Annotated in this window: 21 protein-coding genes and 2 tRNA genes; 12 read left to right on the plus strand and 11 right to left on the minus strand. The window is 51.1% G+C overall.

The annotated features are described in order from the left end of the window. Positions 1-34: 34 nt before the first annotated feature. The 5 genes from uvrA to H9X84_RS08990 all read right to left on the minus strand — a co-directional run bounded on the left by uvrA (position 35) and on the right by H9X84_RS08990 (position 7,249). Positions 35-2,866, minus strand: a complete 2,832-nt coding sequence (gene uvrA / locus H9X84_RS08970) for an excinuclease ABC subunit UvrA (protein WP_205134018.1) — start codon at positions 2,864-2,866, stop codon at positions 35-37. A gap of 70 nt (positions 2,867-2,936) precedes the next feature. Continuing rightward, positions 2,937-3,389, minus strand: a complete 453-nt coding sequence (locus H9X84_RS08975) for a GNAT family N-acetyltransferase (RefSeq protein WP_205134019.1) — start codon at positions 3,387-3,389, stop codon at positions 2,937-2,939. 16 nt (positions 3,390-3,405) lie between these two features. Then, complete coding sequence (gene uvrB, locus H9X84_RS08980) at positions 3,406-5,397, minus strand: excinuclease ABC subunit UvrB (protein WP_205134020.1); 1,992 nt, start codon at positions 5,395-5,397, stop codon at positions 3,406-3,408. Positions 5,398-5,703: 306 nt separating this feature from the next. Next, on the minus strand, positions 5,704-6,522 hold the full coding sequence (locus H9X84_RS08985) for an ABC transporter permease (protein WP_205134021.1): 819 nt from the start codon (positions 6,520-6,522) through the stop codon (positions 5,704-5,706). Beyond that, the gene (locus H9X84_RS08990) at positions 6,512-7,249 is read right to left on the minus strand and encodes an ABC transporter ATP-binding protein (RefSeq protein WP_330612323.1); all 738 of its coding nucleotides are present in this window, start codon (positions 7,247-7,249) and stop codon (positions 6,512-6,514) included. Before H9X84_RS08990 ends, H9X84_RS08985 begins: the two co-directional genes overlap by 11 nt. Positions 7,250-7,423: 174 nt before the next feature. On the opposite strand from H9X84_RS08990, the gene H9X84_RS08995 reads away from it, so the two are divergent. Together H9X84_RS08995 and H9X84_RS09000 are read left to right on the plus strand one after the other, a co-directional pair. Further along, positions 7,424-8,071: a cysteine hydrolase family protein gene (locus H9X84_RS08995; RefSeq protein ID WP_205134022.1), complete on the plus strand. Its 648-nt coding sequence runs from the start codon at positions 7,424-7,426 to the stop codon at positions 8,069-8,071. 21 nt (positions 8,072-8,092) lie between these two features. Further along, positions 8,093-8,908: a metallophosphoesterase gene (locus H9X84_RS09000; protein ID WP_243423697.1), complete on the plus strand. Its 816-nt coding sequence runs from the start codon at positions 8,093-8,095 to the stop codon at positions 8,906-8,908. A 50-nt stretch (positions 8,909-8,958) separates the two neighbouring features. Here H9X84_RS09000 and H9X84_RS09005 read toward each other — a convergent pair whose 3' ends face one another. Both H9X84_RS09005 and H9X84_RS09010 read right to left on the minus strand, forming a co-directional pair. Beyond that, complete coding sequence (locus tag H9X84_RS09005; protein WP_205134023.1) at positions 8,959-9,309, minus strand: cupin domain-containing protein; 351 nt, start codon at positions 9,307-9,309, stop codon at positions 8,959-8,961. Between the two features lie 6 nt (positions 9,310-9,315). Next, positions 9,316-10,260, minus strand: a complete 945-nt coding sequence (locus tag H9X84_RS09010) for a radical SAM protein (protein ID WP_205134024.1) — start codon at positions 10,258-10,260, stop codon at positions 9,316-9,318. Positions 10,261-10,396: 136 nt separating this feature from the next. On the opposite strand from H9X84_RS09010, the gene H9X84_RS09015 reads away from it, so the two are divergent. The 7 genes from H9X84_RS09015 (at position 10,397) to xerD (ending at position 15,689) form a co-directional block, all read left to right on the plus strand. After that, the gene (locus tag H9X84_RS09015) at positions 10,397-10,606 is read left to right on the plus strand and encodes a hypothetical protein (protein WP_205134025.1); all 210 of its coding nucleotides are present in this window, start codon (positions 10,397-10,399) and stop codon (positions 10,604-10,606) included. A gap of 125 nt (positions 10,607-10,731) precedes the next feature. Next, a complete protein-coding gene (locus tag H9X84_RS09020; protein WP_205134026.1) occupies positions 10,732-11,667 on the plus strand; it encodes a dipeptidase in 936 nt (311 codons plus the stop codon). 9 nt (positions 11,668-11,676) lie between these two features. Continuing rightward, positions 11,677-12,192, plus strand: a complete 516-nt coding sequence (locus H9X84_RS09025; RefSeq protein ID WP_205134027.1) for a hypothetical protein — start codon at positions 11,677-11,679, stop codon at positions 12,190-12,192. Between the two features lie 68 nt (positions 12,193-12,260). Beyond that, positions 12,261-13,457 (plus strand): pyridoxal phosphate-dependent aminotransferase, encoded by a 1,197-nt coding sequence (locus H9X84_RS09030; protein ID WP_205134028.1) that lies wholly within the window; start codon positions 12,261-12,263, stop codon positions 13,455-13,457. A 24-nt stretch (positions 13,458-13,481) separates the two neighbouring features. Next, complete coding sequence (locus H9X84_RS09035; protein WP_205134029.1) at positions 13,482-14,012, plus strand: NUDIX hydrolase; 531 nt, start codon at positions 13,482-13,484, stop codon at positions 14,010-14,012. A 53-nt stretch (positions 14,013-14,065) separates the two neighbouring features. After that, a complete protein-coding gene (locus H9X84_RS09040; protein ID WP_205134030.1) occupies positions 14,066-14,671 on the plus strand; it encodes a stage II sporulation protein M in 606 nt (201 codons plus the stop codon). Between the two features lie 133 nt (positions 14,672-14,804). After that, positions 14,805-15,689 (plus strand): site-specific tyrosine recombinase XerD, encoded by an 885-nt coding sequence (gene xerD, locus H9X84_RS09045; RefSeq protein ID WP_205134031.1) that lies wholly within the window; start codon positions 14,805-14,807, stop codon positions 15,687-15,689. Between the two features lie 168 nt (positions 15,690-15,857). Here xerD and H9X84_RS09050 read toward each other — a convergent pair whose 3' ends face one another. Further along, the gene (locus H9X84_RS09050; RefSeq protein ID WP_205134032.1) at positions 15,858-16,436 is read right to left on the minus strand and encodes a DJ-1/PfpI family protein; all 579 of its coding nucleotides are present in this window, start codon (positions 16,434-16,436) and stop codon (positions 15,858-15,860) included. Between the two features lie 205 nt (positions 16,437-16,641). Between H9X84_RS09050 and H9X84_RS09055 the strand changes: the two genes are divergently transcribed. Next, positions 16,642-17,304, plus strand: coding sequence for an HAD family hydrolase (locus tag H9X84_RS09055; protein ID WP_205134033.1), 663 nt, complete (start codon positions 16,642-16,644; stop codon positions 17,302-17,304). A 63-nt stretch (positions 17,305-17,367) separates the two neighbouring features. On the opposite strand, the gene tyrS is transcribed toward H9X84_RS09055, so the two are convergent. Beyond that, complete coding sequence (tyrS, locus tag H9X84_RS09060) at positions 17,368-18,603, minus strand: tyrosine--tRNA ligase (protein WP_205134034.1); 1,236 nt, start codon at positions 18,601-18,603, stop codon at positions 17,368-17,370. 319 nt (positions 18,604-18,922) lie between these two features. Continuing rightward, complete coding sequence (pepT, locus tag H9X84_RS09065) at positions 18,923-20,152, minus strand: peptidase T (RefSeq protein WP_205134035.1); 1,230 nt, start codon at positions 20,150-20,152, stop codon at positions 18,923-18,925. Positions 20,153-20,557: 405 nt separating this feature from the next. Between pepT and H9X84_RS09070 the strand changes: the two genes are divergently transcribed. After that, positions 20,558-20,646: transfer RNA gene (locus H9X84_RS09070), tRNA-Ser, on the plus strand. A 35-nt stretch (positions 20,647-20,681) separates the two neighbouring features. Continuing rightward, positions 20,682-20,773 (plus strand) — tRNA-Ser (locus tag H9X84_RS09075). Here the strand turns inward: H9X84_RS09075 and H9X84_RS09080 are convergent. After that, positions 20,752-20,979 (minus strand): hypothetical protein (locus tag H9X84_RS09080; protein ID WP_205134036.1); only part of this gene is annotated, 228 nt, incomplete at its 5' end. The genes H9X84_RS09075 and H9X84_RS09080 overlap by 22 nt on opposite strands.

A 20,979-nucleotide genomic window follows, 5' to 3' on the forward strand; every position in this document is an offset into this window, starting at 1 on the left:
GAGGTTATATTTCTATGGAAAACTGTTTTGGAATTTATTTTTCCAGATAAGGTTTTAAATACTTGCCGGTATAGGAACCCTTCGCCTGACAGACTTCCTCCGGTGTGCCGCAGGCTACGATGGTACCGCCGCCGTCACCGCCTTCCGGCCCCAGGTCGATGATATAGTCCGCCGTTTTGATAACGTCCAGATTATGCTCGATGACGACTACTGTATTGCCGCCTTCTGCCAGCCGCTGCAAAATATGCACCAGCTTGTGTACATCTGCCATATGCAGGCCCGTCGTAGGCTCATCCAGAATATACATGGTCCGTCCGGTGCTTTTTTTGCTCAGTTCTGTAGCCAGCTTTACCCGCTGGGCCTCGCCGCCGGACAAAGTGGTGGAGGACTGGCCCAGTTTTACATAGGACAGACCTACATCGTACAGCGTCTGGAGTTTGGATTTGATTCTGGGGATATTCTCAAAAAATTCCAGCGCTTCTTCCACCGTCATTTCCAGTACATCGGAAATGGTTTTGCCCTTGTAGTGGACCTCCAGAGTTTCCCGGTTATAGCGTTTTCCGTGGCAGACCTCGCAGGGTACATAAATATCCGGCAGGAAATGCATTTCGATTTTGATGATGCCGTCCCCGGCGCAGGCTTCGCATCGCCCGCCCTTTACATTGAAGCTGAAGCGGCCTTTCTGGTAGCCGCGCATTTTGGCTTCCGGCGTTTGGGCGAACACATCCCGGATCATATCGAATACGCCTGTATAGGTGGCGGGATTGCTGCGGGGGGTTCTGCCGATGGGGGACTGGTCGATATTGATGACTTTATCCAGCTGTTCCTGCCCTGTCATTTCCTGGTGGCTGCCAGGTCTTGTTTTTGCCCGGTTCAGGTCTCTTGCCAGCCGTTTATAGAGAATTTCGTTGACCAGAGAGCTTTTTCCGGAGCCGCTGACGCCGGTAACACAGGTAAAGATGCCCAGAGGGATCTCCACGTCGATCTGGCGCAGGTTATTTTCCGCCGCTCCCTGGATACGCAGGATGGCCTGCGGATCTACGGGCCGTCTTACTTTGGGGATCTCGATTTTCTTTCTGCCGCTGAGATAGTCCCCTGTCAGGGAAGCGGTGCATTTTTTGATTTCCTCTACATCCCCGGCGCAGACGATTTCGCCGCCTTCCTTTCCGGCGCCGGGGCCTACGTCTACGATATAATCGGCGGCATACATGGTATCCTCGTCATGCTCTACCACAATGAGGGAATTGCCGATGTCCCGCAGGTGGCGCAGTGTTTTCAGCAGTTTGTCATTGTCCCGCTGGTGCAGACCGATGCTGGGCTCGTCCAGAATATAGACGACACCCACCAGCCCGGAGCCAATCTGTGTGGCCAGACGGATACGCTGGGACTCCCCACCGGACAATGTGCCCGCCGCCCGGGATAAGGTCAGGTAATCCAGACCCACATCCATGAGAAAACCGATCCGGGCATGGATTTCCTTCAAAATCCGTTCCCCGATCATTTCCTCCCGTCCGGTCAGCTGCAAAGAAGCGAAAAATTTCTGGATCTCCGCCACGGACATTTCTGTTACCTCAGAAATATTTTTTCCGCCGATGGTAATGGCCAGCACCTCCGGCCGCAGACGCTTGCCATGGCAGGAGGGACAGGTGATATTGGTCATATATTCCTCATATTCTCCCCGCATAGCTTCGGAGGTTTCATTATAGCGCCGCTGCAAATTGGAAATGATGCCCTCAAAGGCATAGTCATAAGAGCCGGTGCCGCGGAAATTGGTATAGGTGATCCGCAGTTTTTTGCCGCCGGTGCCATAGAATATGATTTTTCTGATCTCCTCCGGCAGTGCTCGGAAGGGCGTATCCAAAGAGAACCCATATTCCTTTGCCAGCGCGTCAAAAAGGACTCTGCTCATGCTGTCCCGGCTGGAGATGGAATTATAGCCGGGGGCCACAATGGCACCCTGAGAGATGGAAAGATTGTCATTGGGCACAATGAGGCTTTCGTCAAATTTCATCTGCATCCCAAGCCCTGTACAGGTAGGGCAGGCGCCGCTGGGATTGTTGAAGGAAAAGAGCCGGGGCTCGATTTCCATTAGGTCGATGCCGCAGTCGGGACAGGAAAAGCTCTGGCTGAAAATTAGCTCATTTTCACCCTGATTCACATCCACAATCAGCAGACCGCCGCTGAGGGCGGAAACAGTCTCAATGGACTCCGTCAGGCGTTTCTGGATGCCTTCTTTGATGACCAGACGGTCTACAATGATTTCAATATGATGTTTTTTGTTCTTTTCCAGTTTGATCTCCTCGGAAAGATCATAGAGGATACCGTCCACACGAACCCGGACATAGCCGCTTTTTCTGGCGTCCTCCAACAGCTTCACATGCTCGCCCTTGCGGCCCCGCACCACCGGCGCCAGAAGCTGTATTTTCGTCCGTTCCGGCAGCTCCAGAATACGGTCTACGATCTGGTCGATGGTCTGTTTTTTGATCTCCTTGCTGCATTTGGGGCAATGGGGGATGCCGATGCGGGCATAGAGCAGACGCAGATAGTCGTAAATCTCCGTTACCGTCCCTACAGTGGAACGCGGGTTATGGCTGGTAGTTTTCTGGTCAATGGAAATGGCCGGGGAAAGCCCTTCAATCAGGTCCACATCCGGCTTTTCCATCTGCCCCAAAAATTGTCTGGCGTAGGAGGACAGGGATTCCACATACCGCCGCTGTCCTTCGGCGTACAGCGTATCGAAAGCCAGAGAGCTCTTTCCGGAACCGCTGACACCGGTAAAGACCACCAGACTGTCTCTGGGGATGTTCAAATCTATATTTTTCAGATTGTGCTCCCGGGCACCTCTGATGATAATTTCGTTTTTCATGTTCTTATCTCCTCTTTCCGCCCTTGGCTGGGCGGTTCTCCTTTCTGCCGTTTTCCGGCGGCATCAGGGGTTACAGGTCTTTTTCCATATAGTTCTCTTCTGGCAGGAAGCCCAGCTTTTGGTACAGAGGCAGGCCGTCCTCCGTATAGTGCAGCCGCATTTTTCCGGCACCCCGCTTTCTGGCTGTTTCCATGCTTTCGAGGACCAGTGCTTTGGCGATGCCACGGCCCCGGTACGGCGGCTTTGTGTAGACATTGCGCAGTTCGCCGTAACGTCCTGTGGGATTGTCCACCGTCGGGGAGGTATCGTAAAGGCAGACCATACAGGCGGCAATCAATTCTCCGTTTTCCTCTGTGCCCAGAACAAAAAGGTCCTCCGTTTCCAGATAACGCTCCAGATAGCGCCGGGTATCGTTCCGAAGTCTGTTTTCATCGGGGATAACATTATAGGAAAGCAGAAATTCCATCCGCAGCTCTAAAAACGCTTCCAGATCCTGTTGATTCAGTTCCCGTTGACGCATCATCCGTCTCGCCTCCTTTTTACGCACCGTCATACATCAGTTTTTTCAGTTCCATGATCTTATCCCGCAGCTCCGCGGCCCACTCAAACTGCAGCTCAATGGCCGCCTGCTTCATTTCTTTATCCAATGTTTGGATCAGCTTTTTCAGTTCTTTTTCGCTCATGGATTCCGGGTCTTTCTCCAGCCCGAATTTCTGTTTTTCCGTTGCCGCTTTGGTAATCTGGATGGTCTCGTGTACCTTCTTGACAATGGTTCTTGGCGTAATGCCATGTACCTCATTATATTCCTGCTGGATCTGACGGCGGCGGTTGGTTTCCTCGATGGCGTTTTTCATGCTCTCCGTCATAACATCCGCGTACATGATGACCCTGCCGTCGGCGTTTCTGGCGGCACGGCCAATGGTCTGAATCAGGGAAGTCTCCGAGCGAAGGAATCCTTCCTTATCCGCGTCCAGAATGGCTACCAGACTTACCTCCGGAATATCCAGACCTTCCCGCAGCAGATTGATGCCTACCAGCACATCAAACAGATCCATCCGCAGATCACGGATGATCTCCAGACGCTCCAACGTATCTATATCCGAATGGAGATAGCGCACCCGCACGCCAGCCTCCCGAAGATAATCCGTCAGCCGCTCCGCCATTTTTTTGGTCAGGGTAGTTACCAGTACCTTCTGGCCCGCGTCGGTGGTGTTTCGTACCTCTGAAAGAAGATCGTCGATCTGCCCGGCGATGGGACGCACAGAAATTTCCGGGTCCAGCAGGCCCGTCGGCCGGATGATCTGTTCCACCAGCTGCTGGGAATGTTCCTTCTCATAGACGGAAGGTGTGGCGGAAACAAACAGCAGCTGATGGATTTTGCTTTCAAATTCCGCGAACTTCAAAGGGCGGTTATCCAGTGCCGAAGGCAGACGAAACCCAAAATCCACCAGTGTTGTCTTTCTGGAACGGTCTCCCTCGTACATGCCCCGCACCTGCGGAATGGATACATGGCTCTCATCAGCAATCATAAGAAAATCATCGGGGAAGAAGTCGATGAGGGTAAAAGGCGTGCTGCCTGCTTCCCGCAGGGACAAATGCCGGGAATAATTTTCAATGCCGGTACAGAATCCCATTTCTTTTAACATCTCGATATCGTAATTGGTGCGCTGTTCCAGCCGCTGGGCCTCCAGCAGCTTGTCCTCCCGGCGCAGCTCCGCCAGACGTTCTTCCAGTTCCGCCTCGATCCGGGAAATAGCGATCCGCATTTTTTCCTGCGAAGTTACATAATGTGACGCCGGGTAAATGGAAATATGGCTTCTTGTGCCTAAAATCTCACCGGTCACCACGTCGATCTCCGTGATACGGTCGATTTCGTCACCGAAAAACTCTACCCGCACCGCGTATTTTTCCGAAGCTACGGGGAAGATCTCTACCACATCCCCACGGACGCGGAAGGTACCGCGCTCAAAATTCATATCGTTGCGGTCATACTGCATTTCAATGAGGGCACGCAGGACCTCGTCTCGATCCTTTTCCATTCCGGGCCGCAGAGAAAGCATCATGCCGTAGTATTCCTCCGGATCGCCCAGACCATAGATGCAGGAAACGCTGGCAACGACGATGACGTCCTCCCGTTCCACCAGCGCCGCCGTGGCCGAATGGCGCAGCTTGTCGATTTCGTCGTTGACGGAGGAATCTTTTTCGATATAGGTATCGGTACTGGGAACATAGGCCTCCGGCTGATAGTAGTCGTAGTAACTGACAAAATATTCCACGGCGTTGTCCGGGAACAGCTCTTTAAACTCGCTGTAAAGCTGGGCGGCCAGGGTCTTGTTGTGGGCGATGACCAATGTGGGTTTTTGCAGCTTTTCTACGATATTGGCCATGGTGAAGGTCTTGCCGGAGCCTGTAACGCCTTTCAGAGTCTGGAATTTCAAGCCGTTCCGGAAGCCTTCGGCGATCTGTTCAATGGCCTGGGGCTGGTCGCCGGTGGGCTGGAACCTGGAATGTATTTTAAATGGCTTGTCCATGATGCACCTCCATCGGTATGTAGTGACAGCGGCGATCCGCCGGGGAATATGTCCCCGAAGCCGCCCTTTTTTATAAAGAATCCATCTGAGAAAAGAAGGGCTGCTCTTCCATTTTATGATGAAACGCAGACCACTTTTCTATACACGGTAAAACTACAAAAAAGTATATCACAGTTAAAAAATAAAGTATAGAGGTACGGCAAAATTATACAAACATCCGTTCTATTTTTGGAGAACGTCCGCAGATAAAAATAGCCCCCGCACGCGGTTTTCCTTCGCGGCATGAGGGGGCTTTGCAAAAAAGGGCTATTGGCGTTTGCGCAGAACGAATTTTTCCAGCCAGGCGATGGCTTTGTAAAGGATCGCCGCCAAAATAGAGAGGATCACGACACTCATCAGCACCCAGGAGAGTTTGAATACCTGACTGCCGTAAATGATGAGGAAGCCGAGACCTTTTTGCGCCACCAGAAATTCCCCGACGATGACACCGACGAAGGAAAGACCCACATTGATTTTCAGGGCGTTCATCATGCAGGGGATATTGGCGGGAAAGACGACCTTCTGGAAAACCTGCCATTTTGTTCCGCCCAGCACCCGGACGAGCTTGATTTTTTCTTCTTCTGTCTGGAGAAAGCCATTGAGGACTGTCATAATGGTGACGACAATGGAAGTCAGCAGTGCCACGGCTATAACGGAGGTCTGGTTGTTCCCCAGCCAGACAATGATGATGGGGGCCAGCGCCGTTTTAGGCACCGCGTTGAGGACCACCAGATAGGGCTCCGCTACATCGGAAACAAAGCTGTTCCACCAAAGAAGCACAGCCACCAGAACGCCCAGAACGGTACCCAGCAGAAAACCGGCGGCTGTTTCCCAGAGGGTGGTGCCTACATGGGTCCAGAGCATACCGTTTTGGGCCATTTCCACGGCGGTCTGCCAGATCTGTGTGGGCTGGCTGCAAAGGAAGGGGTCAATCCATTCCCTGCGCGCGGCAATTTCCCACAGCAGGAGAAAGCCTGCCAGAAGCAGACATTGTATGATGCGGACAGCCCAGCGGCGCAGCCGCAGTTTCCGCAGAAACAGGGTCTGGGCTTCCGAGAGAATGGGGTGGTCGATCTCACGCCACATGGACATCCAGCTCCTTCCATATCTGATTGAAATAATCCCGGAACTCCGGCGCCTCTCTGGCCTTCATAGGGGTGCGCTCCTCTACGGAAAGCAGGATGGGATGGATCTTTTTCAGCCGGGCGGGACGGCCCGATAGGACGATGACCCGGTCGGAAAGACTGATGGCTTCGGAAATATCATGGCTGACCAGAATGGCGGTCTTGCCCTCTTTTCGGATGATGGTGCCGATCTCATCGGCTACGGACAGCCGGGTCTGATAGTCCAGAGCGGAAAAAGGCTCATCTAACAGCAGCAGGTCGGGGGAGAGGACCAGAGTGCGGATCAGCGCCGCCCGTTGGCGCATACCGCCGGAAAGCTGGGCGGGAAAATGATCCCGAAATTCCCAGAGACCGTATTTTTTTAGCAGGGAATCGCCGTAGGCACGGTTTTCCCTGGTGGATTTTCCCTGGATCTCCAGCCCCAGAAAAATATTGCTGCGGATGGTGCGCCATTCCAGGAGATGGTCCTTCTGCAGCATATAGCCAATGGTGCCGTTGACATGGATCGTTCCGGAGGAAGGCGGGAAAAGCCCGGCCAGCATGGAAAGGATGGAGGATTTGCCGCAGCCGCTGGGGCCGACGATGGAAACGAACTCCCCTTCGCCGACGGTAAAGGAAAGATGGGAAACAGCCTTTGTTTCGCCGCCGACACAGTGATAGCTCAGGCTGACATCTTGAAAAGAAACCATGGGAAGCAATGGAATGACCTCCTTTTTCTTTATAATCCCATAATAGTATCCGGCGGACAAATGGTGCATTTCCAGCGGCAAAAAAATGTGGTATCATAAAGCAGGTACTCTTTTATGAAAAGATTGTTTTTCTTATGAGGACAGAAAGGAATGGGATTGGAAGGAGGAAGATGTATGGAAAAGAAAAAAGGCGCGCTCATCGTCATTGATATGCAGGAGGCTTTCCTGAATCCGGCTTCGCCGCTGTATATCGCTCAGGCGGCGGCAACGGTGCCTCTGCTGGGCAGAGTGGTGGAGCAGGCCAGAAAGGACGGTATCCCCGTATTTTTTGTGAGCCGCATTTACCGGGCAAATGGTACGGATGTGGAGGCCTGCCGGTATGAGAACTGGTTAGCGGGAGGAAGATGTCTGGCATCGGGAAGCACAGGCCCTTGTTCCGTGGAAGCACCGGAGGAACTGCGGCCTAAGGCGGGGGACTATACTATCATCAAGCCGAGATTCTCCGCTTTTTTCCAGACGGAGCTGGATCTGATCTTGCGCAGGCTCCAGGTGGATACACTGATTCTGACGGGAACCACAACCCCCAACTGTATCCGTGCCACCTGCTATGACGGATTGTCTTTGGATTATAACGTAACCATATTGGAGGACTGCTGTTCCTCCCGGAATGAGGCGGTACAGCGGGCGAACATGGAAGATATGGCCTTTATCGGCGCGGAAGTCATTCCCGCGGCGGAATTTCTGGAAAAAGGGCTTTCGAAGGGGAATCCCCTGGCGGAGGTACGGGCCAGCGTGGCACAGGATAAGACACCGCCCCAGTAAAAAGACAGGAGGAAACGAGATTTGCGGAAAAAAAGATGGTGCATAGGGGGCGGCGTTCTTTTGGGACTTTGTGTCTGGGCCGCATGGTCCGGGCTGACTGTGAACCATGTTACAGTGGCATCGGATAAGATAGAGACACCTTTGCGGCTGGCATTGGTGACGGACCTGCACAGTACGTTTTACGGGGACGGGCAGGAAAAACTGCTGGCGGCGCTGGAGAAGGAACAGCCCCAGGCCATACTGCTGGCGGGGGATATTGCCGATGACGAAGTGCCTCATGACGGGACAGAGGCTTTGCTGGCGGCCATTGGGGAGAAATATCCCTGCTATTACGTTTCCGGGAATCACGAATACTGGTCCGGAGAATTTGAAGAAATTGAGAAAATGATTGCTTCCTATGGGGTGACGGTACTGCATGGGGAAGGACAATGGCTGGAGCTGGCGGGGGAGAGCATCTGGATTGCCGGGGTGGATGACCCTGATGGATTCCAGAGAGAAGAGCAGTGGACAGAGCAGCTGGAAACAGTCATGGCACAACGGGAGGAAGAAGCGGCGGAAGCCTTTTCGATTCTCCTTTCCCATCGGCCGGAGCGGACGGCGCAGTATGGAAACAGCGGTTTTGATCTGGTGACGGCGGGCCATGCCCATGGCGGACAGGTGCGCATCCCGTGGATCATGAACGGGCTCTTTGCGCCAAATCAGGGGTGGTTCCCTCAGTACGCCGGCGGTGTGTATGATCTGGGGGAGACTACCATGGTGGTGAGCCGGGGGCTTTGCAGGAATGCGCTGCCCCGAATCTGGAATCCGCCGGAAGTGGTTATCATAGACATTACATAAAAAAGAAAAACCAGCGGCCGGAGAACCCGGGAACGCTGGTTTTTTTGGAGTTATTTTGCTCTTTCGTTGATGATGAGAGCGATCATTTCCATATCCTCATCGGTGTTGTTTTCCATGGCGTGCCACTGACCTACCTCAATAAGGCAGACATCGCCGGGGCGAACGGTGGTTTTAGAACCATCGTTATCCACGAAAGTGCCTTCGCCTTTGATGATGGCGTAGGGCTCTGTATTGCCGACATGCTGATGCCAGCCGATGGAGCTGTGGGGCTTGATGATGACTCTGGCATACATGGTGGCATGGCCCATGAGCTCGTCCTCATTGAGGAAATGATGGATCTCTACGGAGCCGTTGCCGCCTCTTAAACCTTCTACTGTAACAACTCTTTCTTTTCTTACCATATGCTTTTACTCCTTCCTATTTTGAAACGTATCGGCGGACTCCACCCCGGACAGATCAAAGATGGGGGTATAATCGGAGGTAGCCGAAGATCGTTTTTGAACAAACCCGTTTTTCAGTCCGATGGACAGAAAATATTCCGTGACCTTTTCATATTCAAAGGTAGTCAGACGGCGGGACAGGTTCTTGTATTGGGATGCCTGATACATGGGGGTATACTGATTCAGCAGGGAAACGTAGGTTTCTTCCCCAAGATGCTCCCTGATCCAGTCCAGTACCCGAAAGCTGTCTTTATAATGCCCCGGCAGTACCAGATGGCGGAGGATCAGACCTTTTTCCATGATGCCGTCGGGCCGGATGCGGTCTTCCTTCGTCTGGCGGCGCATTTCCAGTATGGCCGCCGCCGCTGTCCGGGCGTAATGGGGGGCATGGGAATAGGTTCTTGCCAGTTCGTCCTCCCAGTATTTGAAATCCGGCAGATAGACATCTACCAGACCTTCCAGCATCCGCAGTCCTTCCACAGACTCATAGCCGTTGGAATTATAGACTACGGGAATGGTGAGGCCGTTCTTTTTGGCAATTTCCAGAGCTTCTGCTGTCTGGGGAATGAAATGCCCGGCGGAGACCAGATTCACATTATGAAGTCCTCTCGCCTGCTGTTCCAGAAAAATTTCCGCCAGCCGCTCTATGGAGATTTCTCTGCCATGGTTTTCCTGACTGATGTCGTGATTCTGACAGAAGACACAGCGCAGGTTGCAGTGGGAGAAAAAGACGGTGCCGGAGCCTTTTTCACCGCTGATGGGCGGCTCTTCCCAGAAGTGGGCGGAAACCAGCGCCACTTTAGGCTGTAACGGCGCGCCGCAGAAGCCAGGATTTCCGCCGGAACGGTCGGCGCCGCAGGCTCTGGGACAGACCGTACAGCGGGACAGGGCCTGTAAGGTGGATTCTTTCATTTGAGATCGCTCCTTTATCAAAGGCGTTTCCCGGATATTATACCATATTTAACACCACTTTCCTATGGCAAATATTTTTTTGACATGATAAAATGCAGTTGTAGCGGACAAAGGGAAAGAAACGGAGGGGAAGCCCATGCGGGAATACGGCTTTGGTTTGCAGGAAAAGGTCATCAGAATTGTGTGTGACAGCTGCGGAAAGGAAATCGGAGAGCTGGAAGATCATCTTCATCTGGAAAAAACATGGGGCTATTTTTCCCGAAAGGATGGGGAGAGCCACCAGTGGGATATTTGCGAGGACTGCTACGATAAATGGGTGGCAGGCTTTGGGAAAAAAGAGCATTGAGAAAAGCAGCGGGAGGCAGGTTCCGAAAGAGGAACGGAGGCCTCCTGTTTTTTTGTGCTACGATTTTTCGTTGTTTTTTTCGGCGGAAGAGTATACAATAGAAAAGGAATTATGGGAGGTGGCTTATGAAAGGATACGCGGACGCCCATTGTGATACGGCAGTAAAGCTCTTTGGCAGAGGAGAGGGACTGCGCAGGAACGGACTGCATCTGGATCTGGAACGACTGTCGGCCTTTCCGGGGTCTTTGCAGGTATTCGCTCTGTGGCTGGACCCGAAATATTACCCCATCGCGCTGCGGCAGACCATGAAATATCTGACCTTTTACAAAAGCGAGCTGGAACGGAACAAGGATTTGATCCGTCCGGTATATACATATGAAGATCTTCTGAAAAATCAGAAGGAAGGCAGACTTTCGGCATTGTTATCTCTGGAGGGCGGCGAGGCCCTGGAGGGAGAAACGGCGGTGCTGGAGGTGTTTTATGAACTGGGCGTGCGGATGATGACGCTGACATGGAATTACCGCAACCAGATTGCCGACGGCGTTCTGGACGGAGAGACAGGCGGCGGCCTGACTCCCTTTGGAAAACGAGTGATCCGAAAAATGGAGGAACTGGGCATGGCAGTGGATGTCTCTCATTTGTCTGACGCCGGGTTTTATGATGTGGCGAATATGGCAAAGCGTCCCTTTTTGGCCAGCCATTCCAACGCCAGAGCGGTATGTCCTCATCCGAGAAATCTGACGGATGATCAGCTGCGGATTTTGAAGGAAATAGACGGGTTCGTGGGACTGAATTTTTATCCACGCTTTGTGGCGGAAAAGGAGACGGTGACCCAGGAGGATCTGCTCCGTCAGCTCTACCATCTGGTGGAGAAGGCCGGAGAGGACCATGTAGGCTTTGGCAGTGATTTTGACGGCATTGACACGACGCCGTCGGATCTGCGGCAGGTGGAAGATATGGCAGGATTTCTGGCGAGACTGGAACGGGAATTTGGACGGGAAACGGCGGCAAAGCTGCGGCAGGAGAACCTGACGGCGGCCCTTGGCAGGATTTTGAAATGAGGTGCGATAATGAAGGTGATCGTTCAGGCCGTAGTGACGGCTGTGGTATTATTTGTTGTGTGTATTGGTTTTCTGGTAGGATTTGCGCCCCATCCTCTGGAAAAGGACGGACTGCGGGCGGATTTTTTGGCGCAGGCCACGGCTGCCGGGCTTTCGGATGAGGAAGGCTATGTATTGGTGGAGGAATCCTACTACAACAGCGTCAGCTTTTTGATGGAAGATGTGAACGGCAAACGGGCGGCAGGCAGCTATGTGCGCAGCGTCTTTTTTGACAAATATGGAGAGAATGCTTTCTATACGGAAGGCTGGGGCGATGGGGAAAATGTCGTTTTCAAAGATAAGGTCAACGATGGTATGATGAAATACAATGTGACCTATACCTTTGGAGCGGAGCCGTTTATCACGGCGGATGATGAGGCACAGCCCGTATTGTATATCAAGGTCTTTGGCATTTGTTTTGCCGCGATGATCTTTTTCCTGGTGAAAATGCAGATGGAAAAGAAGCGGCAGAGGAAATTGAGATAACAGAGAAGGCGCCGGAAACGGCGAAAGGAACAAGGGAGTTTTTTTGAGAAGAAACAGGAGGAAGAAAAATGGAATTATCAAGAAGAGCAATGCAGATCAAGGCATCCAGCACATTGGCTATTTCCGCTAAGGCGGCAGAACTGAAGGCGGAAGGCAAGGATATGGTAACCTTTGGTGTGGGAGAACCGGATTTTGATACACCTGCCCACATTCGGGAGGCGGCAAAGAAGGCCATTGACGAAGGCAAAACAAGATATACTCCCGCGGCCGGTACTATGGCCCTGCGCAAAGCGGTCTGCAAAAAACTGAAAGCAGACAATGGTCTGGACTATGAACCGGCCCAGGTCATCATCAGCAACGGCGCGAAACATTCCCTGATGAATACCTTCATGGCGATTCTGAACGAGGGGGATGAGGTGATTATTCCCGCACCCTTCTGGCTCAGCTATTCCGAAATGGTAAAAATCGCCGGCGGTGTGCCTGTGATCGTACATACCAAGAAGGAAAACGGCTTTATGCTGACGAAAGAGGAGCTGGAAGGCGCTTATACATCCAAGACAAAGGCGCTGGTACTGACCAGCCCTTCCAATCCTACGGGTATGATCTCTTCTTTGAAGGATCTGGAAATGATAGCGGAGTTTGCGGTCAGCCATGATATTTTTGTAATCTCCGATGAGATCTATGAAAAACTGATCTACGCGGAAGGAAAGAAGCATATCAGCATCGCTTCTCTGGGCAAAGAGATTTACGACAGAACCATCGTGATTAACGGGGTATCCAAAAGCTATGCCATGACCGGCTGGAGAATTGGTTTTACGGCGGCGCCCCTGCCTGTGGCAAAGCTGATGGCTTCTTTGCAGTCTCATATGGCGTCCAATCCCAACTCTATTGCCCAGGAGGCAACGGTAGCGGCATTGGAAGGTCCTCAGGAGTGTGTAGAGGAAATGCGTCTGGAATTTGAAAAGAGAAGAGACTATATCTACGAGAGAGAGGAAGCTATCCCTATGATCTCCGCACTGAAGCCGGAGGGTGCCTTCTATCTGTTTGTGGATGTATCCGGCACTTACGGGAAAAGCTACAAAGGACGGGAGATCCATTCCGCGGCGGATTTTGCGTCTGTACTGCTGGATGAGAAATTTGTGGCGGTAGTACCCTGCGCTGATTTCGGGATGCCCGACTATATCCGTCTGTCCTATGCCACCAGCATGGAAATGATTAAAAAAGGCATGGACCGTATCGAAGAGCTGGTACTGGGACTGGCGTGATCTTCTGAAAAAGGAGTGAGCCCAATGAGTTATGAAGTTTTGGAAAGCAAGCTGACCTATGAAGGAAAAATCGTTAAGGTGACAGTGGACAAATTGCAGATGCCGGATGGAAAAACGGCTCTGCGGGAAACAGTAATCCGTGGGAAAAACGCGGCGGCGGTGCTGCCCATAGACGCAGACGGAAAGATTATCTTTGTCAGACAGTACCGCCATGCCTTTGGGGAGATGCTGCTGGAGATCCCGGCGGGGGTACTGGAGGAAGGCGAGGACCCTATGGAAGGCGTAGCCAGAGAATTGGCGGAGGAAACAGGCAATCTGGCGGGAAAGCTGGAATATATCTGTGAGCTGTATCCTACGGTGGGCTACTGTACGGAAAAGATCTATCTGTATTTCGCCTCGGAGCTGACACTGTGCCAGCAATGTCTGGACCCGGATGAGTTTATTGAAATCGAACGGTATACGCCGGAGGAAGCGGTGGAAATGATCCGGGACGGCAGAATCAAGGACGCCAAGACGGTGGCGGCGGTTTTTGCGTATCAAATGGGTCATAAATAAAAAAGACGAGCCATATCCTTGTAGCAGGAAAGAAGACTGCGAGGGGTGAGGCTATGAAAGCAAAACAAAAAGAATGGATGAAAAGAGGGCAAATGATCTTTGGTATTGTTTGCCTTTCTTTTATTTTGGGGACCGCCGGCGGCGCTGTGGCGGCAAATCTGGTGGGGCAGAGCGGCCGGGAGGAACTGGCGGCGGTATTTCAGGGAGCATTGGACAGCAGCGCGCCGGCGGGCTTTGGATATGTGTTCTGGAAATATTTTAAGTATGATTTGCTGATTTGGGCGGGAGGATGGCTGTCCATGGGGGTATTTTTGTCAGGCTGTGTATTTTTGTTCCGCAGTATTTCTCTGGGGTTTACCTCCGCCATGCTCATGAGTGCTTACGGAAAAGAGGGGGTACTGCTGGCGGCATCGGCGCTTCTGCCGCAGAATCTGATTCTGATTCCGGTGTATGTGCTGATGATGACGGCGGCGGTGTTTTACATGGGGACATGGGAGGAGAATGGCGGAAGAAAGCGGGCCGGCCGGCGGGAAAAGCGCCGCAGGCAGACCGAATACTGCATTCTTTTAGCGGGGTCAGTGCTGCTGATGGCGGCGGCCGGCGTCATTGAAGTGGGGCTGATTCCCATATTGATGGAGGGTGTACAGCTTTTTTCATGATTTTTTGGAGAGAAAATGGTGAAAATATCACAAAAAATGGAAATAAATCCTGTTTTTACGGAAAAATTGTCGACAAGGAGGAGAAAACAACATATAATTTTAAGTGAATTAGGGAAGAAGGGGTTCATTTTTTATGAAACAGGATTTAGCGGATTTCACAGGTTATCTTCGGGAAGTAAAAAAGTCCTCTGAAAATACCATTCAGTCTTATATCAGAGATTTGAAGGGGTTTTTTCGATTTATGGAGGGCATCGGCATTGAGGATGCGGCACAGATCAACCGCACCAATATTATGGCCTACGTTTACGAACTGCAGAAGGAAAAGAAGGCCGCTGCGACGGTTTCGCGCAGTATCGCTTCCGTGCGGTCTTTTTTCTATTATCTGATGCGCTGCGGCAGTGTTTCGGAAAACCCCGCCGCGGAAATAGAGGCGCCTAAGGCCCAGCGGAAGATGCCCGCGGTTCTTTCTCTGGAAAAGGTGGAGCTGCTGCTGGAACAGCCCAAAGCAACGGACGCCAGAGGCATGCGGGACAAAGCGATGCTGGAGGTGCTCTATGCCACGGGTATCCGGGTATCAGAGCTGGTATCCTTGAAGATGGAGGATGTCAATTTATCCTTTGAGTATATCCGCTGTCAGAAGGGCGGCAAGAGCCGGATGATCCCCATTGGTTCCAAGGCCAAGGAGGCTTTATGGGTCTATCTGAAAAAGGGGCGGTTGGAGCTGCTGCGCGATCCGTCGGAAAACTGTGTTTTTCTGAATTACAGCGGAAAGCCCATGACAAGACAGGGCTTCTGGAAGATTGTAAAGAGTTATGCGGGACAGGCCGGGATTCAGGAAGACATTACCCCGCATGTGCTGCGTCATTCTTTCGCGGCCCATCTGATCGAAAATGGCGCCGATCTGCGGGCGGTGCAGGAGATGCTGGGACATTCCGATATTTCCACCACACAGATCTATATGAAGCTGACGGAGAACAAATTGAAGAGCGTATATGCCAAAGCGCATCCGAGAGCGTAAAAGAGAAGGCTGTTCTTTGGGATATTTTTTAGTAAAACAAATATAGCCGGGGCCCTTTTGAAAAGAAAGGATTCCGGCTGTTTTTTGCGTTTTTATGGAGAAAAAGAAAAAGCCGACGCTTGCGTCGGCTTTTTGATATGTCAAAAAGTTATATGATGACCTGATGGATCAGATCTCAATTTTTGCCCCCATGAGTTTCGCGAATTCAGCGACAATAGCGGAGTCGCCGGGCCATGCGGGTGCAGTAACCAGATTGCCGTCTACGACTGCTTTATCAGCATCTACAGCTACATATTCGCCGCCTGCCAGTGTGATATCAGGGCCAACAGCGGGATATGCGGTTGCTTTTCTTCCTTTCAGTACATTGGCTGCGGTCAGGATCTGAGGACCGTGGCAAATTGCGGCAACTGGTTTATTCGCAGCAAAGAATTCCTGAACGATCTCGATTACTCTGGGTGTCAGTCTCAGGTACTCGGGAGAACGGCCGCCGGTGATGAACAGACCAACATAATCAGCTGTATTTACAGCGTCAAAGTCAGCTGTCAAAGCGAAGTTATGACCTCTTTTTTCGGAGTATGTCTGTTCCCCTTCGAAGTCATGAATTGCGGTACGGATAATGTCACCTGCTTTTTTATCGGGGCAAACTACATCAACCTGATAACCCAGAACCTGCAGAGCCTGGAAAGGTACCATGGTTTCATAATCTTCTGTGAAATCCCCAGCCAACATTAAAACTTTTTTTACCATTTGAATCTCCTCCTTCTTTGCCCGAGGGCACATATATTTCTATGTGAATATATGTTATGTATTACTTTAAATACATTATAACGCTGGTATGACAAAAAGGCAAGGGATTGGGTGTCGGAAATGAAAAAAACACTGTATACGGATTTCCTTGAAAAAGGTCGGAGGATGGAGTACCATGGAGAAAAAGCAAAGGAGGAAGAGAAGGATGAGACCATATGGGGGCGCGATATTCGATCTGGATGGAACACTGCTGGATACGCTGGGGGATTTAGCGGACAGCATGAATTATATTTTGAGGAAATACGGACTGGCGGAGCGGACATACCGTGAGATGGCGGATTTTCTGGGCAGGGGCAGCGCCTATTATCTGGAACAGGCTTCCGGCGGAGTCTGGAGAGGAGAAATCTTTGACGAAAGGCTGGAGGAATACAAAAAATGGTACGAAGGGCATATGGAGGAAAAGACAGCGCCTTTTTGCGGATGTCTGGAAATGCTGGAGGAATTGGGGAAGAAAGGAATCCGGCGGGCGGTGGTATCCAATAAGTTTGACAGTGCCGCCAAGGAGTTGTGTCGGAAACATTTCGGAAAGCGGCTGGAGTGTGCCTTAGGAGAAGGAAACGGACTGCGGCCCAAACCGGCGGCGGATATGATACTGGCGGCGGCTGAGACTATGGGACTGACACCGGCGGACTGTGTTTTTGTGGGGGATACAGAGGTGGATCTGGCGGCGGCACAGGCGGCTGGGATGGACTGCATCGGCGTGGACTGGGGATTCCGGGGTAGAAAACGGCTGGAAGAGGCCGGGATGGAGCGGATCGCCGAAAACTGGGCAGAACTGGAGCAGATGATTTTAGAAGGGAAGAAATAAAAACAGGCACGGGCCTTTTTCGTGGAATAGAAAGAGGCACCGTGCCTGTATGTGTTTGTGAAATTATTTCAGAATGACATTGTGGAAGGTTTTTTTGCCCTTCTGTACCAGCAGTTTGCCGTCGGTAAACAGGTCTGTGGTAACTTTAAAGTCTACATCTGTTACGGGTTTTTCCGCCAGCTTTACGCCGCCCTGCTGCACGGCACGTCTGCCCTCGGAACGGGAAGGCACAACGCCAATGGTGGTCAGCAGTGTGAGGATATCCATACCTTCCGCGAAATCAGCGGCAGGCAGCTCTGTGGAAGGAGCGGAAGCGGTAGCCGCGCCTTTGCCGAACAGCGCTCTTGCGGCTTCCTGTGCTTTTGTTGCTTCTTCTTCGCCGTGAACGATCTTAGTCAGTTCAAATGCCAGGATTTCTTTTGCCTTGTTGATTTCACTGCCTTCCAGCGCGCCCAGACGGCGAACTTCATCCATAGGCAGGAAGGTCAGCAGAGCCAGACATTTTTCTACGTCTTTATCGCCGATATTTCTCCAGTACTGGTAGAATTCGTAAGGAGATGTTTTTTCGGGGTCCAGCCATACAGCGCCGCTGACGGTCTTGCCCATTTTTACGCCTTCACTGTTGGTCAGCAGCTTGAAGGTCATGCCGTAAGCGGGTTTGCCGGTTTTGCGGCGGATCAGTTCTACACCGGCGATGATATTGGACCACTGGTCATTGCCGCCCATCTGCAAGGTGCAGTTGTATCTTTTGTTCAGTTCAAAGAAGTCGTAGCCCTGCATAATCATATAGTTGAATTCCAGGAAGGACAGGCCGGCTTCTTTTTCCATACGGGTCTTAAAGCAGTCTGCCGCCAGCATACGGTTTACGGAGAAATGAACGCCTACATCACGCAGGAATTCAATATAGTTCAGGTTTCTCAGCCAGTCGGCGTTGTTTGCCATGATGGCGCCGCCGTTTTCCTCATCAAAGTTGATAAAATGAGACAGCTGTTTTTTGATGCAGGCGACATTGTGGTCAATGGTTTCTACGGTCATCATTTTGCGCATATCGGCTTTGCCGGAGGGATCGCCGATCATAGCGGTGCCGCCGCCTACCAGACAGATGGGGCGGTTGCCGCAGCGCTGCATATGGGCCATAGCCATAACTGTCAGGAAGTGGCCTACATGAAGGCTGTCAGCGGTGGGGTCGATGCCGATATAGAAGGTAACACCGCCTTTTTCAAAGAGGGCCTTGATTTCTTCTTCGTGTGTCAGCTGTTCAATAAAGCCTCTTTCTTTCAATACTTCGTAAGCATTCATTTTAGATACATCCTTTCTGAGATATTTGGGTTTTTGTATTTCAGCGAAGGCTCCGCGCAAAAAAAGGGTTCTTTCGTCAAAGGACGAGAGAACCCGTGGTACCACCTTAATTTATGCTTATCTTTACAAAAGACAAACATCTTTCGGTCTTTGTAACGGAAGACGACCGTTGCGCCATTTCCTGCGCAAAGCTCATGAGGCGTAATTTACAAATACTGTACTGCAGACCTTTCACCGGCCGGTCTGCTCTCTGCGGCTGTAACCAGCTTTGCCCATATACTCAATCATCGCTGTTTTGCGTATTTCTGTGCCTATCCTATCACATCTTTTTTTTAAAGTCAAGGCTTGTTCCCAACTCGGCGATTTTTACCAGCATTTCCACGGCTTTTTCCATGGAGGAAACGGGAATATATTCATAAGGGCCATGGAAATTCAGGCCGCCGGCAAAAAGATTGGGGCAGGGAAGACCCATAAAGGAAAGTCGGGCGCCGTCGGTACCGCCGCGGATAGGCTGTACAATGGGTGTGATGCCGCAAAGCTCCATAGCCTTTTTCGCCAGTTCGATGATTTCCATATGATCCTGAATCTGAGAGGACATATTGTAGTATTCATCCCGCAGCTCCAGCGTGATGGCGTTGGGGTACTGGATATTTTTCCGTTCCACAATCAGCTCCAGCAGATTTTTTCGATGGGCGAAGGTATCGCTGTTAAAGTCGCGGATCAGATAGGTCAATGTGGCTTCCGATACATTTCCTTCGAAAGAGCAGAGGTGGAAAAAGCCCTCGTAGCCTTCTGTTTTGGCGGGGATCTCCTTTTCCGGCAGGAGAGAGGCGATTTCTGTACCAATGAGTGCCGCGTTGGCCATGAGATTTTTGGCTGTGCCGGGGTGGACGCTTTTGCCCTGAATATGGATTACAGCCCGGGCGGCATTGAAATTTTCATATTCCAATTCGCCCAATTTACCGCCGTCCATAGTATAGGCGAAATCCGCCCCGAATTTTTTGACATCAAAATGGTCTGCGCCCCGTCCGATTTCTTCGTCAGGCGTAAAGGCGATACGAATTTTTCCGTGGAGGATTTCCGGATGGGCCAGAAGATATTCCGCCGCCGTCATGATTTCCGCGATACCGGCTTTATCATCCGCCCCCAGCAGTGTGGTGCCATCGGTTGTAATCAGGGTATCTCCAATGTAATCACGCAGAGAGGGGAAAACCTCCGGAGAAAGAGTGATGCCGTTGAGGGGGATAATGCCTCCGTCATAGGACTGGACGATATGAGGCATAACACCCTGACCCGGTGCGTCAGGACTGGTATCCATGTGGGCAATCCAGCCAATGACAGGCGCTTTTTCCCATGTGGCAGGCAGTGTGGCATAGACATAGCCGTATTTATCCACTTCTACTTCGGTCAGACCCATTTGGCGACATTCCTCCGCCAAGGCAAGGGCAAATTGAAGCTGGCCTTTTGTGCTGGGAAAATGAGCGGAGCCTTCCTCTGAGGCGGTAGGCTGTTTAATATAAGTTAAAAATCGATCGGTAACGGTTTTCATAAAAGATTCTCCTCTTAAAAAACTGAAAAAAGATAGCTAATTTTTTTAAGCAAAAAACATTCCCATCATTCCTGCGGATTTTCGCGGAGCAACAGTGGGAAACAACATATGCAAAAATATTATACCATGGATCGGGAAGAATTACCAGACGGGGGGGAGGGGATTGGCAGCTATGGCGTTATGAGTAAGGAGAAAAATGGTGCATTAAAAGGTAGAAGAAAAAAGAAAAAAGAAATTAGAAAAAAAGTGTTGACAAAAGTCGAAAGATGGGATATAGTATTGCTACTGCCTGCGATGAACGAAAACGCAGCAGAAAAAAAGATAAAAAAGGTATTGACAAACAAAAGAGTTTGCGATATACTATTTAAGGTTTCGCTGTTCAAGAAAAGCAAACTAAATCTATACGGAGAGGTGTCCGAGTGGTTTAAGGAGCTGGTCTTGAAAACCAGTGACTCCGAAAGGGGCCGTGGGTTCGAATCCCACTCTCTCCGCCAATTTCATAAAACTGTTTTTTATCATGAGAGCATTTGGAGAAGTACCCAAGTGGTTGAAGGGGTTCGCCTGGAAAGCGGATAGGTCGTGAATAGCGGCGCGAGGGTTCAAATCCCTCCTTCTCCGCCATTTTTCATCAAAAAAATAAATGATAAAAAGTGGTTGACAAACAAAGAGAAATGTGATAACATATTTCTCGCCGCTAAAAAGCGGAAAGCAAGACTGATCCTTGAAAACTGAACAGCAGAAATAAACTTACAACCCATAGTCAATTCAACGGCAGATGATTCTGCTGATAAATGACAAGAGTTTGCCGGTTTCGAAAAAACCGGAGG

Origin of the sequence: Anaerotignum lactatifermentans (genome assembly GCF_016902535.1) — a bacterium.
Classification (GTDB): Bacteria; Bacillota; Clostridia; order Lachnospirales; family Anaerotignaceae; genus Anaerotignum; species Anaerotignum lactatifermentans_A.